The sequence below is a fragment of the Cryobacterium sp. BB307 genome (genome assembly GCF_012274275.1).
In the GTDB taxonomy this organism is placed as follows: domain Bacteria; phylum Actinomycetota; class Actinomycetes; order Actinomycetales; family Microbacteriaceae; genus Terrimesophilobacter.
Genome location: NZ_JAANZA010000001.1, coordinates 1,167,485 through 1,182,146 on the forward strand (window position 1 = coordinate 1,167,485; position 14,662 = coordinate 1,182,146).

13 protein-coding genes, 1 tRNA gene and 1 riboswitch are annotated in these 14,662 nt (G+C 66.7%); of the genes, 10 read left to right on the plus strand and 4 right to left on the minus strand.

Annotated features, from left to right (window positions below; translation table 11 throughout):
* The first annotated feature begins 1 nt into the window (after position 1).
* Complete coding sequence (locus tag HGK58_RS05755; protein WP_168626527.1) at positions 2-772, plus strand: fumarylacetoacetate hydrolase family protein; 771 nt, start codon at positions 2-4, stop codon at positions 770-772.
* Here the strand turns inward: HGK58_RS05755 and HGK58_RS05760 are convergent.
* Together HGK58_RS05760 and HGK58_RS14030 are read right to left on the minus strand one after the other, a co-directional pair.
* Positions 769-1,434, minus strand: coding sequence for a response regulator transcription factor (locus tag HGK58_RS05760; RefSeq protein WP_168626528.1), 666 nt, complete (start codon positions 1,432-1,434; stop codon positions 769-771). The two genes, HGK58_RS05755 and HGK58_RS05760, sit on opposite strands and share 4 nt — an antisense overlap.
* On the minus strand, positions 1,431-2,585 hold the full coding sequence (locus HGK58_RS14030) for a sensor histidine kinase (protein WP_168626529.1): 1,155 nt from the start codon (positions 2,583-2,585) through the stop codon (positions 1,431-1,433). The genes HGK58_RS05760 and HGK58_RS14030 overlap by 4 nt, the downstream gene beginning before the upstream one ends.
* A 154-nt stretch (positions 2,586-2,739) precedes the next feature.
* On the opposite strand from HGK58_RS14030, the gene HGK58_RS05770 reads away from it, so the two are divergent.
* Positions 2,740-3,432 (plus strand): hypothetical protein, encoded by a 693-nt coding sequence (locus tag HGK58_RS05770; protein ID WP_168626530.1) that lies wholly within the window; start codon positions 2,740-2,742, stop codon positions 3,430-3,432.
* A gap of 209 nt (positions 3,433-3,641) precedes the next feature.
* Here the strand turns inward: HGK58_RS05770 and HGK58_RS05775 are convergent, their stop codons facing one another.
* Positions 3,642-3,974, minus strand: coding sequence for a multidrug efflux SMR transporter (locus HGK58_RS05775; protein ID WP_168626531.1), 333 nt, complete (start codon positions 3,972-3,974; stop codon positions 3,642-3,644).
* Positions 3,975-3,982: 8 nt separating this feature from the next.
* Positions 3,983-4,046, minus strand: a riboswitch (guanidine-III (ykkC-III) riboswitch).
* A gap of 90 nt (positions 4,047-4,136) precedes the next feature.
* Between HGK58_RS05775 and gltX the strand changes: the two genes are divergently transcribed.
* The 5 genes from gltX (at position 4,137) to HGK58_RS05800 (ending at position 8,611) form a co-directional block, all read left to right on the plus strand.
* Entirely contained in the window at positions 4,137-5,618 is a 1,482-nt protein-coding gene (gene gltX, locus HGK58_RS05780; protein ID WP_168626532.1) for a glutamate--tRNA ligase, read from the plus strand.
* A complete protein-coding gene (locus HGK58_RS05785; RefSeq protein ID WP_168626533.1) occupies positions 5,615-6,520 on the plus strand; it encodes an NAD(P)/FAD-dependent oxidoreductase in 906 nt (301 codons plus the stop codon). Before gltX ends, HGK58_RS05785 begins: the two co-directional genes overlap by 4 nt.
* A gap of 54 nt (positions 6,521-6,574) precedes the next feature.
* Positions 6,575-6,646, plus strand: a tRNA-Gln gene (locus HGK58_RS05790).
* Between the two features lie 210 nt (positions 6,647-6,856).
* On the plus strand, positions 6,857-7,771 hold the full coding sequence (locus tag HGK58_RS05795; protein WP_168626534.1) for a YhjD/YihY/BrkB family envelope integrity protein: 915 nt from the start codon (positions 6,857-6,859) through the stop codon (positions 7,769-7,771).
* 63 nt (positions 7,772-7,834) lie between these two features.
* On the plus strand, positions 7,835-8,611 hold the full coding sequence (locus tag HGK58_RS05800; protein ID WP_168626535.1) for an isocitrate lyase/phosphoenolpyruvate mutase family protein: 777 nt from the start codon (positions 7,835-7,837) through the stop codon (positions 8,609-8,611).
* A 162-nt stretch (positions 8,612-8,773) separates the two neighbouring features.
* On the opposite strand, the gene HGK58_RS05805 is transcribed toward HGK58_RS05800, so the two are convergent.
* A complete protein-coding gene (locus tag HGK58_RS05805; RefSeq protein ID WP_168626536.1) occupies positions 8,774-9,757 on the minus strand; it encodes a hypothetical protein in 984 nt (327 codons plus the stop codon).
* A 231-nt stretch (positions 9,758-9,988) separates the two neighbouring features.
* Here HGK58_RS05805 and HGK58_RS05810 point away from each other — a divergent pair, with 231 nt between their 5' ends.
* From HGK58_RS05810 to HGK58_RS05820, 3 genes are all read left to right on the plus strand, one after another.
* Positions 9,989-12,889, plus strand: coding sequence for an aminotransferase (locus tag HGK58_RS05810; protein ID WP_168626537.1), 2,901 nt, complete (start codon positions 9,989-9,991; stop codon positions 12,887-12,889).
* Between the two features lie 101 nt (positions 12,890-12,990).
* Positions 12,991-13,425 (plus strand): YciI family protein, encoded by a 435-nt coding sequence (locus HGK58_RS05815; protein WP_168626538.1) that lies wholly within the window; start codon positions 12,991-12,993, stop codon positions 13,423-13,425.
* Between the two features lie 5 nt (positions 13,426-13,430).
* On the plus strand, positions 13,431-14,657 hold the full coding sequence (locus HGK58_RS05820) for an RNA polymerase sigma factor (RefSeq protein WP_168626539.1): 1,227 nt from the start codon (positions 13,431-13,433) through the stop codon (positions 14,655-14,657).
* Positions 14,658-14,662 lie beyond the last annotated feature (5 nt).

Genomic DNA, 14,662 nt, shown 5'->3' on the forward strand with positions numbered 1-14,662 from the left:
GGTGAAGATCGCGCGTTTTAGCAGTGCCGGGGAAGACCCGAGGTTCGGAATCGTCGACGACCAGGAGCTCGTCGTTTTGGCTGGGGACCCCATGTTCAGTGGGTTCAACACCACCGGAGAGCGGGTCGCGCTGGAGGACTCCCGACTGCTCGCGCCGGTCATCCCTCGGTCGAAGGTGGTGTGCGTCGGCCTCAACTACGCCGCGCACAAGGCGGAGATCACGAGCGCCGCGCCGGACAACCCGCTGATCTTCCTCAAGCCGAACACGTCGGTCATCGGACCGGGCGAGACCATCATGATCCCGCCGGTGGATGGTCGCATCGTGCACGAGGGTGAACTGGCGATCGTGATCGGCCGGATCGCGAAGCAGGTCAGGGCCGAGAACGCGATGGACTACATCTTCGGCTATACGATCGCCAACGACATTTCCGCGCGCGACGTCATGTTCGCGGACGGGCAGTGGGCTCGTGCGAAGGGGTACGACACGTTCTGCCCGCTTGGCCCGTATATCGAGACCGAGCTCGACCCGACCAACCTCGAGATCGAGACCTTCGTCGACGGTGAGCCCCGCCGCAAGGGGAACACCGCGGACATGCTGTACAAGATCCCCGAGATCATCGAGTTCGCGTCGGATGTCTGGACGCTGCTGCCCGGGGACGTCATCCTCACCGGGACGCCGGCCGGCCTCGGCGGGTTCACCGACGGGCAGCGGGTGGACATCACCATCGAGGGCATCGGAACACTCTCGAACCCGGCCCGCAACCGCGACTAGCGAGGTGGGGTCGGGTCGCCGACCTGCACGATGCCGTTCTCATACGCGAACACCGCGACCTGCACGCGGTCGCGCAGCGCGAGCTTGGTCAGCAGGCGTGACGCGTAGGTCTTGACCGTCGCCTCGCTGAGGAACAGCTCCTGCCCGATTTCGGAGTTGGAGTATCCGCGCGCGATGAGCCGCACGATCTCCAACTCACGGTCGGTCAGGGATGCGACCACCGGGGATGGCCCACCGAGCGGCCGTTGGGTGAATCGCTCGAGCAGTCGGGCCGTCACCGCCGGGGCGAGCATCGCCTCCCCTCGAGCGACAACGCCGACCGCGTGAACCAGGTCGGTCGGCGACACATCCTTCAACAGGAAGCCGCTGGCACCGGCCCGCACCACCTCGTACACGTACTCGTCGAGGTCGAACGTGGTCAGGGCAAGTACTCGCGGCGCCGGGTCGCACTCGGCCAGCACCCGCCGGGTTGCGCCGATGCCGTCGAGAACGGGCATCCGGATGTCCATGAGCACCACGTCGGGGGAGAGCTCACCCGCGAGCGTCACCGCCTCCTCGCCGTTGGCGGCTTCACCGACGACGTCCATGCCGGCGCGCTCGAGAATGAGCCGAAAGCCAGCGCGCACCAGCTCTTGGTCGTCCGCCAGCAGCACGCGCGTCACAGCAGCACTCCGACCGGGAGGACCGCGTGCACCACGAATCCGCCCGGCTCACTCGTTGTCTCCAGCCGGCCGCCGTACAGCGTGGCGCGCTCGCGCATGCCGATCAGTCCGTGGCCATGGCTGTTCGGCTTGCCGGATGCGCCGATGCCGTCATCAGCAACGGTCACTTCGACCTCTCCCGCTGTGAATCGCACGGTGACGATTGCGCTGCGCGCGGAGGAGTGCCGTCGGGTGTTCGTCAGGGCTTCTTGGACGATCCGGTAGACCGCGAGATCAAGTCCATCAGGGAGCTCGAGCGGTTCACCCTCGATGCGAAGTTCGGTGTCGAGCCCGGCGTCACACGCCTGGTCTATCAGCCGGGGGAGTTCTGCCAGTCCGGGCTGCGGTTCGAGGGAACGCTCGTCGTCCGGGGTGCGCAACATGGCGACCACCCGACGCATATCGGCGAGGGCGGACGTTCCGGTCGTGCGGATGTTCTGCAGCGCCTGGCGCACGATCGCCTCGTCGTCGGCCGCCTGCTCCGCGGCCCCCGCCTGCACAACCATCACGCTGACCGAGTGCGCGATGATGTCGTGCAGTTCGCGCGCGATGCGCGCGCGTTCGTCGGCGACCGCCTGCAGCGCCTGCATCCGGCTCTCCGCTTCGACCTCGGATGCTCGGGTCGCCGCGTCCGCGGCACGTTTCTCGAACAGACTCAGTCCCCGACCGGATGCCCAGACGAGGGCCGTGACGGTCCAGTGGTAGATCATCTCCTCGGGGGACTGCATCACGTCTACGCGCAAGTCGAAGAAGATCAGCATGGCGGCGGCAACGCCGGCGCCCGCGGCGCTGCGCCATCCCTTGCCGTGCCTGGCAACCGAATAGACCGCGACCAGCAGCGGGAAGAACTGGCCCCAGAACAGCACGGGCACAGGTGTGATCGAGTAAACAGCCGCCCACAACACGACAATCGCCGTCAAGGTCGCCAGGGGCGCGAAACGGCGGACGATCAGCAGCAGGCACACGGAAATCGCGAGCGCGGTGCCGAGTTCCTTTGAACCGTCCCCATACACGGATTGCAGCGGCACCCAGAGCTCGGCGATCGCGACGCCACACAGGATGATTGCGACCGCGGCATCCTGAGTCAGATGTACGAGGCTGCGGCGCGTCACATGCCCGAGGATACGCGGGCGATGCGCCCGCGGGAATCACCGGAAGTTGACCGAGGTGTCGCCCGCTGGCGATCGAAGTTGAATCCGACGGCGGATGCCGGTCATCGGATGCCTCCCTAGCGTCTTGCGAGCAGGTCAAATCTTTGGAGGAATCATGACCACAACCGCGAAATACCGTCGCTTCCTGACCGCGCTCAGTTTGGTGCTGACCGGCGCGTTAGTCGTCGTCTGGGTGCTGCTCTGGCCAGCGGCAGAGCACGCGGATGGACTGCTCGGTGCCATCGCCGCTACGCCGGCGACGGCGACCATCTCTGCCCTCGCCTTCGCCTACGCGCAACTGTTCTTCATCGTCGGCCTGCTCGGCGGTGCGCAGCTCGTCAGTTCGCGCTCGCCCGTGATGTCCAACCTCGCCGCGACCTTCGGCATCATCGGCGGCTTCGGCCACACGATCTTTGCCGGTGGCTCCTTTGTCACCCTGGCGATGGCCGCCGACACCGCGAACCGTGACATCCACAACGCCATTCTCGACCGCGAGATCGGATGGGTCGATGGCATCCCGCTGCTCATGGGCATGATCGGGACGATCCTCGCGATCCTGTTCCTCGGCATCGGGCTGCTGCGCGCCAAGGTGGGGCCGGTGTGGATTCCGATTGCCCTGTTCGTGTTCCTCCCGCTCGAGTTCGCGGTGGGCAACTTCGTGCCGTGGGCGTACTATGCGTCCGGCGCGCTCTACCTCATCGCGCTCACCGCGATCGCGACTGTCGTCTGGAAGAGCCCGATCGAGCAGTGGATGACGGTTGCCGATGGTCGGGCGGCGGAGGTGGAGTCGGTGCCGGCCGCGCGCTGACCCCATCCGGCATCGCCCGAACCCCAACCGAGCGCCAGTTTGTTGACCGCGCGCCCCTTTAAAGCGGAGCGCGGTCAACAAACGCCGGCGAGAACGCCCGAGACCCTCGACGGTGCTGCCGTTTGTTATCGATGCGCCCGCTAGAGCACCCGCATCGATAACAAACCGCCGCAACGTTGCGGAAGCGGCGGGAGCGGGAGAGGCGGCGCCTACGCCTCGGGCGCGGCGCTGCCGACCATCTGTAGCCCGACGACGCAGCCGATGAGACCAAGCATCAGCAGCACCTTCACCAGCGACACCGGCTCGGTTCCGGTCAGCATCGCGTATGCGACGGTCAGTATCGCCCCGATGCCCACCCAGACGGCATACGCGGTCCCGGTCGGGATGTCCCGCATCGCCCACGCGAGACCGGCCATGCTCAAGATCAGCGCGACGAAGAACGTGACGGTCGGCCAGAGCTTGGTGAACCACTCCGACTTGCCCAACGCCGTCGCCCAGACGGCCTCGAGCACCCCGGACAGAATCAGGATTACCCACGACATGACTACTCCACGGCCAGTCTTGTCGCGTGCCGGGTACTGATCCCTCGTCCGGGAGCGCTGTCGGCGCTCGCCGTCCACGCTAGCAAGACCGGCTCAGCAACCGCTGGGCACCACCCCTCGACCGCCGGATGCGCGTCGTAAGCGGAACTAGGATTGAGCGCGATGGCTGCCAACTTCTCTACCGCATCCGGCTCCGACGTCCGCGTCCGGTTCTGCCCCTCACCGACCGGCACCCCGCACGTCGGGCTCATCCGTACGGCGCTCTTCAACTGGGCGTACGCGCGCCACACCGGCGGCAAGCTGATCTTCCGGATCGAGGACACGGATGCCGCCCGCGACAGCGAGGAGAGCTACCTGCAGCTCCTCGACGCGCTGCGCTGGCTGAAGATCGACTGGGACGAGGGCATCGACGCCGGCGGACCGCACGGCCCATACCGGCAGTCTCAGCGCCAGGACATCTATCAGGGCGTGATCGACAAGCTCAAGGCATCCGGCCACCTGTACGAGTCGTTCGTCACCCCGGAGGAGATGGACGCCCGCAACGTCGCGCACGGCCGCGACCCGAAGCAGGGCTACGACAACTTCGAACGCGACCTCACCGACGTCGAGCGGGACGCGTTCAAGGCCGAGGGCCGCCAGCCCGCGCTGCGGCTGCGGGTGCCCGACAGCGACCTCAGCTTCACCGACCTGGTCCGCGGCGAGATCACCTTCCCGGCCGGCAGCTTCACCGACTTCGTCGTGGTGCGCCCGAACGGCATCCCGCTGTACACGTTCGTGAACCCGGTCGACGACGCGCTGATGGGCGTCACCCACGTGCTCCGCGGTGAGGACTTGCTGAGCTCCACCCCACGCCAGATCGCCCTCTACACGGCGCTCATCGAGATCGGCGTGGCGGATGCGATCCCGCAGTTCGGCCACCTGCCGTACGTGATGGGCGATGGCAACAAGAAGCTCTCCAAGCGCGACCCCGAGTCGAGCGTGTTCCACCTGCGCGACATGGGCTTCATCCCGGAGGGGCTCGGCAACTACCTCGCGCTGCTCGGCTGGGGGCTGTCCGCCGACCGTGACGTGTTCACCACCGAGGAGTTCGTCGCCGCGTTCGACGTCACCGATGTGAACCCCAACCCGGCCCGCTTCGACCTGAAAAAGGCCGAAGCGATCAACGCCGACCACATCCGGATGCTGCAGGCTGACGACTTCGCCGAGCGGCTGCTCCCGCACCTGACCGACACGGTCGACAGCGGCGAGGACCGCGTGCTACTGGCGAAGGCCGCGCCGCTGATCCAGGAGCGCATCCAGCTGCTCGGCGAGGCGCGCGGCATGCTCGGCTTCCTGTTCACCGACGACGACGCGATCGAGTACGACGCCGATGCGCTGAAGGGTCTCGGCGAGGACCCGGTCGCGGCGCTGCAGGCGGCATCTGCCGCGCTCGCGCCTCTCGACGACTGGTCGACGGATGCGATCGAGCAGGCACTCCGCACCGCTCTAGTCGATGAGCTCGGGCTGAAGCCCCGGCTCGCCTTCGGACCGGTGCGCACCGCGATCTCCGGCCGCCGGGTCAGCCCGCCGCTGTTCGAGTCGATGGAACTGCTCGGCAAGGACTCCTCGCTGAACCGCATCAACCGCCTGGCGGAGCGACTGTGACCGACACCGATGTCATCATCGTCGGCGCCGGCCCAGCGGGTCTGAGCGCTGCCCTGAACCTGGCCCGGTCGAGGCACCGGGTGCTGATCTTCGACAGCAATCGCCCGCGCAACGCGGCGACGCTAGCGAGCCACGGCTTCCTCAGCCGCGACGGAGTGTCCCCGCTGAAGCTGCGCAAGATCGGCCTGATCGAGCTCGAGCAGTACCCGGACGTGCAGCACAAGCGCGGCCTGGTCGAGCGCATCGAGCAGGTGGACGGCGGCTTCGTGGTGACCTCGAGCGGCGAAACGGTGACCGCACGGATCGTAGTGCTCGCCTCCGGGCTGAAGGAGATCCTGCCCGCGCTGCCGAGCATCCGGGCTTACTACGGCACCAGTCTGCACAGCTGTCTCGTCTGCGACGGTTACGAGAAGCGCGACCAGCCCCTGGCGCTGATCGGCGAGTCCGCCGACCTGGCCGAGCGCTCGCTGCTGGTGTCGCGCTGGAGCGACGACCTGATCGTGTTCACCAACGGAACCGATGCGATCAGCCCAGAAGACGAGGCCCGCCTCGCCGAGCGCGGCATCCGGGTGGAGAGGCGCGCCATCGAGGATGTCGTGGGTGACCGGGACGGACTGACTGGGGTGCGCCTCGCGGATGGCGAAGTCATCGAGCGGCGCGCTGGCTTCATCCGCCCGGGCTATCTCACCAATTTGGACTTCATCGACGCTCTCGACGTTGAGCGGGACAAGGATGGCTTCCTCGTCGTTGACGAGTACGGCCGCACGTCACTGCCGTGGCTGTACGCGGCGGGCGACCTGACGCCTCCGGGCCCGAAGCAGCTGATCGTCGCGGCCGGGCAGGGCGCGATGGTCGCGGGCGGCATCAACCGCGACGAGATGCTCACGCGCTTCGGTTCGTGACCGCCCCCGTGGGTGCGGTAGAGTAGTCGTCGGCCCGGCTCCGGTCGGTGCCCTTGGGGTATGGTGTAATTGGCAACACGGCTGATTCTGGTTCAGTTGTTCTTGGTTCGAGTCCAGGTACCCCAGCAAGTAGATCCCCGAATTTCTCGGGGATTTTTGCTTTGGTGGCAGGTAGCGCCACGATTCCCCAGCCAGTGTTTTCCCGGGAACACGCGTCAAACTCACTGCGTCTCGGTCGTGAGGCGGCATCTCTTAGCACGCGACCAGTGACGCGGTAGCGCGCCTTCCTCCCGAGCACTCCCATTGGCCCCTGCGCAAGCGGAAGGAGGCCTCGCAATGACAGCGGAACAGCCCGGCAGTCCGGGTGCGACCCACGGCGGCGAGCAGACTGGGCGGACGGTACGCTCGGCCAGGTCCTGGCTGGAGACACGATTGCGCACGACCGCACTCGGTCGTTTCGTGATGCGCACCTCAAGCTCGCTTGTCGAGATCGAAGTTTTCGATCGGGCGATGACCCTCGCGGCGCAAGCATTCACCTCCATACTCCCGCTCGTCATCGTCGTGGCAGCTTTACGCCGCGGTGATGCGGAACCGATCGGCCGGGGACTGTCTAACTACTTAGGACTGAACGACTCCGCGGCCACCGCGCTCGAGAGAGTTGTTCCCGCATCCTCCGACGTCTTCAATGCGCTGGGATGGTTCGGAACTCTCCTCCTCATCGTTTCCGCTACGGCCTTCTCACGGGCACTCGAGCGGTTCTACGCACGTGTTTGGTCGAAGCGCAAGCTCGGCTTCCGCGCAGCGTGGCGGTTATTCGCGGTTCTCGCGACCATCCTCCTCGGACTGGTCCTGGTGCAGCTCACCCGTTCCGTCCTGCGCGGAGACGGAACCTACGTCGCGTTCAGGGGCGTCGCCGAGTTCGTACTCTGGACCGTTGTATGGCTGCTCGCCGGGTGGATTGTCCTGAACCGGACTGTCAGTTTCAGGTCACTACTACCCGGCGCGGTTCTCTGCGGCATAGGGCTTGCGTTAGTGGGCGGAGTTGGTCGGATCTACCTTCCGGTCGCCCTGGCATCGGCTGCGGCGCAGTTCGGCGTGCTTGGCATCACCATCGCCTACGTCGGCTGGCTCTTCGTACTCATGTCCGTGGTCGTCATCGGCGTCACCATCGGGCGGGTGCTCACCGTGGATTACGGCGTCATGGACCGCGTGGGGCCGCGACGGCACCAGCCCACCGGTGCGGACGGCTGATTGGTGCACGCGTTACTCTGAAGGAAAGTCCACCTTTCGCCTGGCGCGGGACAGGAAATCAACGTGGTCACCTTTCGCGAACTCCACTACACGGATACCCCGCTCCTGCTGCCGAACGCGTGGGACGTCGGGTCGGGCTTGGCATTCGCAGCCGCAGGCTTTCTCGCCGTCGGCACCACCAGCTTCGGCATCGCCGCAAGCATCGGTTTGCCGGATGGCCGCGGCGCCACCAAGTCGGCCACCGTGGCGCTCGCGGCGCGGTTGTGCCGCTTGTCTGTTCACGTCACCGCTGACATCGAGGACGGCTACTCGGACGACCGCACCGAGGTCGCAGAGTTCGTGGCCGAGCTGGCCGCCCTGGGCGTGGCCGGCATCAATATCGAGGACAGCAGGGACGGTCACCTGGTTGACCCAGCGACCTTGGCAGCCAAGGTCGCCTCCATCAAGCGACGCACGCCCGACATGTTCGTCAACGCACGTGTCGACAACTTCTGGTTTAACGAGCTAGCCACCGTCGAAGCAGTCCTGCTCCGCGCCAGCGCTTATAGCGACGCCGGAGCCGACGGGATTTTCGTCCCAGGAGTGACTGACCCGGAGGACATCCGGAACATCGCCGCTGGGATCGGGCTGCCGGTCAACGTGCTGGCGCACACGTCACTCACCGTCGCGCAGCTGGGGGAGTTGGGGGTCAGACGCGTGAGTTCCGGATCGCTGCCCTACCGCGCGGCTGTCGACGCCGCCGTCGACGTTGTCAGCGCGTTGCGCGACGGCAAGCACGCTCCCGCAGCGACCTCGTACTGGGAGATGCAATCGCGCCTCAACGACTTCGCCGAGGGCTGATCCCTCCGCGGACGAAGCTTAGGGGTCGCAAACGGGCCCTCCGAGGCACCAGGAAGGGCGGCATTCGACCCCTCGGAACCAGCGCTGTCGCGTGCGTGCTCGACACAGCAATCGGGGCCGCCGCGCATCGCGACGACCCCGATTACGTGAGTGTTCGGAGAGCTACTTGCCGCCCTTGGTGGTGGCGAAGAAGCTTACGCACTGTCCCTGATTCTTGAAAACCGGCTGTTGCATTGTGGTCCAGCCACCGTTCTTGCACTCTGCCATCCCCGACTCAGCGTTGATCAGCTGCACCGAGAACTCCGCCCGGTCGAAGTAGCGCGCAAGCCCGGTCGCGTCCACGAAGTAGGCGCCGTCGCGCATGGTGACGTTCAGCGGCTGCCCGCTGATGGAGGACCGGGCGGTGACCTCGGCAACCGCGAGCCCGGCAACCGGCTCGACCTGGATGCCGAGGTTGCTCGGGATGAGACGCCGAGTGCCGGGGTAGTAGGTGACACCGTCCGCAACGAGGTTCGACTCGATGCGCTCGCTGTTCGCGAGGAAGATGATCTCCGCCTTGCCTGCGACGGGGGCTCCATCCTCAGCCGACAGCACCCGCACGGATGCGCCAACGCCGGTCAGCCCGATGAGCGCCTCCGACTCTGCTCCCACCGTGACCGTGCCTTCGCCGGCGAGCATCTCCGGGCCCGACCACGCGATGCGTCGGTCGCTGCCCGGGAACAGGAACGTGCCGCCCGTGAAGGAGACCTTCCCGTGACGCATGGCGGTTGCCTCATCCCCATCCGAAACGAAGTATGCAACGCTCTCGTACACGTTCGGGTCGGCCGCGTAGACCTTCGCCTCGCCAAGCGCGATGCCATCGAAGATGTATTCGCCGTTGTTCTCGCTGCCGGTGCCGAACCAGTTGCCAGCGGAGTCCTGCAGGTAGACGTAGCCGCCCTCCCGGATGCGGTCCGACTCCCCGGATGCCGTGGCGAGGCTGGAGTCGAAGCGGGCGTCGGGGTAGCGGTCCTCAAAGACAGTGAGGGTCAGCGTGCCCGTCTCGGGCGTTGCAGCCGCTGCGGGACTGGCGACCAGGGCGACAGGGGCGAGGCAGGCGAGCGCGACGGCGGTCGCCCCCAAACGGCGTGCGGTTGAACGGTTCACGTTACTCCTTGGTAGTCGGCGATAGTGAGGACGTTGTCCGCGGCCATCGTCTCCCGCCGCCTGGCCCCGCGCGGGCTGGTTCACGAACACTTCACCGAACCTTCGCCGCTCGGTGGCCGTTGCCGATTCCGCGCAATTTCTGACCCCTGAAACGCCGATTCGGTCGCTACCGTATGAGGATGCGGCGGATGCCGCGCATCCGTTCTCCGATCGGCACGACAGGGAGCCACGTTGAGCGTTTCCGATTTCTTCGACGGCCAGGAACCGATTCGCCCCGACGTCACAGAGGCCGAGGCGGCCGAGCTTGCCGAGCAGCTGTTCGGCATCGTCGGGGCCGCCAGCGAAATCGGCAGCAACCAGGACCGCAACTTCCGCATCGACGCCACAACCGGGCTGTCGGCGATGAGCTATCTGCTCAAGGTCGACAACCACGCATTCGCCGCCCATGAGCTCGAGGCGCAGAACACCGCAATGGCGATCCTCGCTGGGCGGGGGCTGCGCGTGCCGGTCCCGATTCCGGGCCTCGACGGAAGCACCGTCCAGACCTGGGCATCCGGCGACAAGACACATTCGGTGCGCATGATGAGCTTCCTCGACGGCAAATCGCTGGTCGACCTCGGCGCCTTCGAACCGGAGACTATCGCCGCGCTCGGCCGCATCTCAGGCGAGGTCGCGCAAGCGCTGACCCACTTCGAAGCGCCCGGGCTGGAGCGCACACTCCAGTGGGATCTCCGCAACGCCCAACGGGTCGTCGAGCAGCTTGCGCCCTCGGTCGCCGATGACACCATGCGTGGTCGGGTTCTAGGTGCCGCAGCCGAGGCATCCGCTCGCCTGTCCCGCGTACAGAACGCCCTGCGCGTTCAGCCCATCCACGGCGACGTCACCGACGACAACGTTCTCGCTTCGACCGAGCCGCACCTTCCGGACAGCGTCGTCGATTTCGGCGACCTCGCTCATGGATGGCTCGTGGCAGAGCTCGCGGTGACCGTCGCGTCGATCCTGCATCATGTCTTGGATGACCCGCTGGCCGCGGTTGCGGCGATCGAGGCTTTCGACGAGCAGGTTCCGCTCACCGACGAGGAGCTCACCGCGCTTTGGCCGCTCGTGGTGCTTCGCGGTGCCGTCCTCGTGGTCAGCGGGCAGTACCAGTTGGCAGTCGAGGGCGACAACGATTACGCCGCCGACCGCACCGAGCACGAGTGGCAGGCGTTCGAGGCGGCAGAGGGCATCGACTACGACGATGCCGAGTCGGCGATCCGCGCCGCGCTCGGCCGGCCGAAGCGAGCCGCGCTTCTCGACGCGATCTCCCGTGGCGACGTCACGCTGCTGGACTTCTCGGTGACCAGCCCGGGCCTCGACGCGGGGCTCTGGCAGCATCCGGATGCCGAGTGGGAGTTGGCGATCAAGGCGCTCGCCACGGCTCCGGTGGCAGCCGCGCCGTTCGGCGAATACCGCCTCACCAAGGCGGTGGTGAACAGCCGCGACGAGACCGCCGTGTTCGCCACCGGCTGGGAACTGTTCCTGGCCAAAGGCGAGACACTCCGCTCACCGATCGACGCCGAAGTGGCGTCCGTCGATGGCACCACCGTCATACTGTCCGGCGAGGGTGTCGCGGTCTCGATCGACGGGCTCAAGCCGTCGGTCTCCGCGGGAAGCACTGTCGCGGCCGGTGACAAGCTCGGTCGTGTCGCGCCGGTCCGGGACGGCTATGGCCGGGTCGCGGTGCAGCAGCTGGCGAATCCGGATGCCACGTTCCCACTCTTCGTGACCGCATCGGAAGCGAAGGAGCTGGCGCCGCAGGATCCGGCAGCTCTCATCGGCCTCGCTCCGGTGAGTCCCAAGTTCGACCCAGAAGGCGAGCGGCTTCGGCGGTCACGCGTCTTTGCCAGCGCGCAGGAGCGCTACTACCTCAAGCCGCCGCAGATCGAGCGAGGGTGGAAAGAGTTCCTGATCGGAGGCGACGGCCGGGTCTACCTCGACATGGTCAACAACGTCGCGAGCATCGGGCACGCCCACCCCCGCCAGGTGAAGGCCGTCGCGCGCCAGCTGGCGATGCTCAACACCAACTCCCGCTTCCTCTACCGCGCGCTCGCCGACCTCAGCGAGCGGCTGGTCGAGCTGGCGCCGGATCCATCGCTCGACACCGTGCTGCTGGTCAACAGCGGCACCGAGGCCGTCGACCTCGCGCTGCGTCTCGCTCAGGTGCACACCGGCCGTCGGCACGTCGTTGCATTGCGGGAGGGGTACCACGGATGGTCCATGGGCGCCGATGCGATCACGACCTCCGCCTACGACAACCCGTCCGCGCTGTCGAACCGCCCCGACTGGGTGGAGATCGCCGACGTGCCCAACCCGTACCGCGGGCGCTACCGCGGCGCGGACAGCGCACCGCAATATCTGGCCGACCTTGCCGGAGGGTTGGAGAGGATGGTAGCGGATGACCGGCATCCGGCCGCCTTCATCAGCGAGCCGGTACTCGGGAACGCAGGGGGAGTGGTCCCGCCCGACGGATACCTGGCCGGCGCCTACGACCTAGTGCGGGAGCGCGGCGGGCTGTGCATTGCGGACGAGGTCCAGGTGGGCTACGGCAGGCTCGGCCATCACTTCTGGGGCGTGCAGCAGCAGGGTGTCGTCCCGGACATCATCTCGGTCGCCAAAGCCATGGGCAACGGCTACCCGCTCGGGGCGGTCATCACGCGGAGGGAGATCGCGGAATCGCTCTCGCGCGAGGGCAACTTCTTCTCGTCGGCGGGCGGAAGCCCGGTGAGCTCGGTCGCGGGGCTCGCCGTGCTCGACGTCATACGCGACGAGAAGCTGCAGGAGAACGCCGCGCAGGTCGGCGACCACCTCGTGGAGCGCCTTGGCGAGCTGGCCGAGCAGCATCCGATCATCGGCGCGGTGCATGGCATGGGGCTCTACTTGGGCATCGAACTGGTGCGGGACCGCGAGACGCTCGAGCCGGCCACTCTGGAGACCGCTGCACTGTGCGAGCGGCTGCTCCAACTCGGGGTGATCATGCAGCCGACCTCCGAGCGGCAGAACGTGCTCAAGGTCAAGCCACCGATGTGCCTCACTCTCGAGAGCGCGGACTTCTTCGTGGACGCCCTAGACGTCGCGTTGGGGTCGAACTGACTGAGTCGAAAGAATTTTTCCGCGTTGTCGATTTCCTGCTCGCCCGTTCGACGCAATAGTAGAGGGACGCATCCGGCGGCTCCGAGATGAAGGAGAACACCATGAAGTACATGCTGATCATGCGCGCCACCGATGAGGCCAAGGAGGCCTTCGAGAAGCTCGACTTCGAAGAGGTCATCAACGCCATGGGCGCGTACAACGAGTCGATGATCAAGGCGGGCGTGCTGCTCGCAGGTGAGGGGTTGTCCGACGCCAAGGAGGGCTTCATCGTCGACTTCTCCGCCGAGAAGCCGATCGTCACCGACGGGCCGTACGGAGAGACTCACGAGCTGTTCAACGGCTTCTGGATCGTCGAGGTCTCCAGCAAGGAAGAGGCGGCCGAGTGGGCCAGCCGCGCACCGCTTGGACCGGGCAGCAAGCTCGAGGTGCGTCGGGTGAACGACGAGAGCGACTTCGCGGACTACGCCGACAACGAGTACATCCAGAAAGAGGTCGGCTGGCGCGAGCAGGAAGCCGCCAAGTCGCAAGGCAGCTGATCCGGATGCCTGACATCCGGCGAACGGTCGATGCCGTCTGGCGCATCGAGGGCGCGCGCATCGTCGCCACTCTCGCCAAGATGACCGGCGACGTCGGCCTCGCCGAGGATCTCGCACAGGAGGCTTTGGTCGACGCCTTGAAGCAATGGCCGGAGTCGGGCGTCCCGCAGAATACGGGCGCCTGGCTCACGACCGTCGCAAAGCGCAAGGCCATCGACGGCTGGCGGCGCCGGGAGCGGGTCGACGAGCGGTACCGAGCGATCGCCCACGATCTCGAAGAGGCAGGCGAAGACGAGTGGCAGCCGATCGACGACGACCTCCTTCGCCTCGTGTTCATCGCCTGCCACCCGGTGCTGTCGCGCGAAGCGCAGGTCGCGCTGACACTGCGGGTGGTCGCTGGTCTCACGGCGGAAGAGATCGCGCGGATGCTGCTGGTTCCTGTTGCCACGGTGCAACAGCGGATCGTACGGGCGAAGAAGACGCTGTCGGCCGCGCGAGTGCCCTTTGAGACGCCCGAACCGGCGGAATGGCTCGCGCGTCTCAGTGCCGTGCTCGGAGTGATCTACCTGATCTTCACGGAAGGTTATGCCGCAACATCCGGTGATAGGTGGATTCGCTCCGAGCTTGCGCACGAGGCGTTGCGGCTCGGCCGGGTTCTGGCGGGGCTGCTGCCGCGGGAGCCCGAAGTGCACGGCCTCGTCGCACTGATGGAGTTTCAGTCCTCGCGATTCGCTGCCCGACTGGGCCGCACTGGCGAGCCGATCCTGCTCGCGGATCAGGACCGATCGCGGTGGGATCACGCGCAGATTCAGCGCGGTAGGGCAGCGCTCGGGCGGGCGGATGCCTTGGGTCGCGGTCGCGGCAGCTACAGCCTGCAGGCGGGCATCGCCGAATGCCACGCGATCGCACCGAGCATCGACGAGACCGACTGGGACCGCATTGTGGTGCTCTACGAGGCGCTCGGCCAGCTCGCCCCGAGCCCTGTGGTCGAGCTCAACCGCGCGGTCGCGGTGTCCATGGCGGTCGGGCCGGCGAGCGGTCTGGCCATCGTTGACCGACTGGAGTCGGAGGGAGCCTTGCGCGGCTCGCACCTTCTGCCAAGCGTGCGCGGGGAGCTGCTCGCACGGCTCGGCAGAACCGAGGAGGCCCGCTCGGAACTTGTCATCGCCGCGAATCTCGCCACCAATGAGCGTGAGAGCGCGGTGTTGCGCGCGAAGGCGAAAGCGCTGTAAGGCTG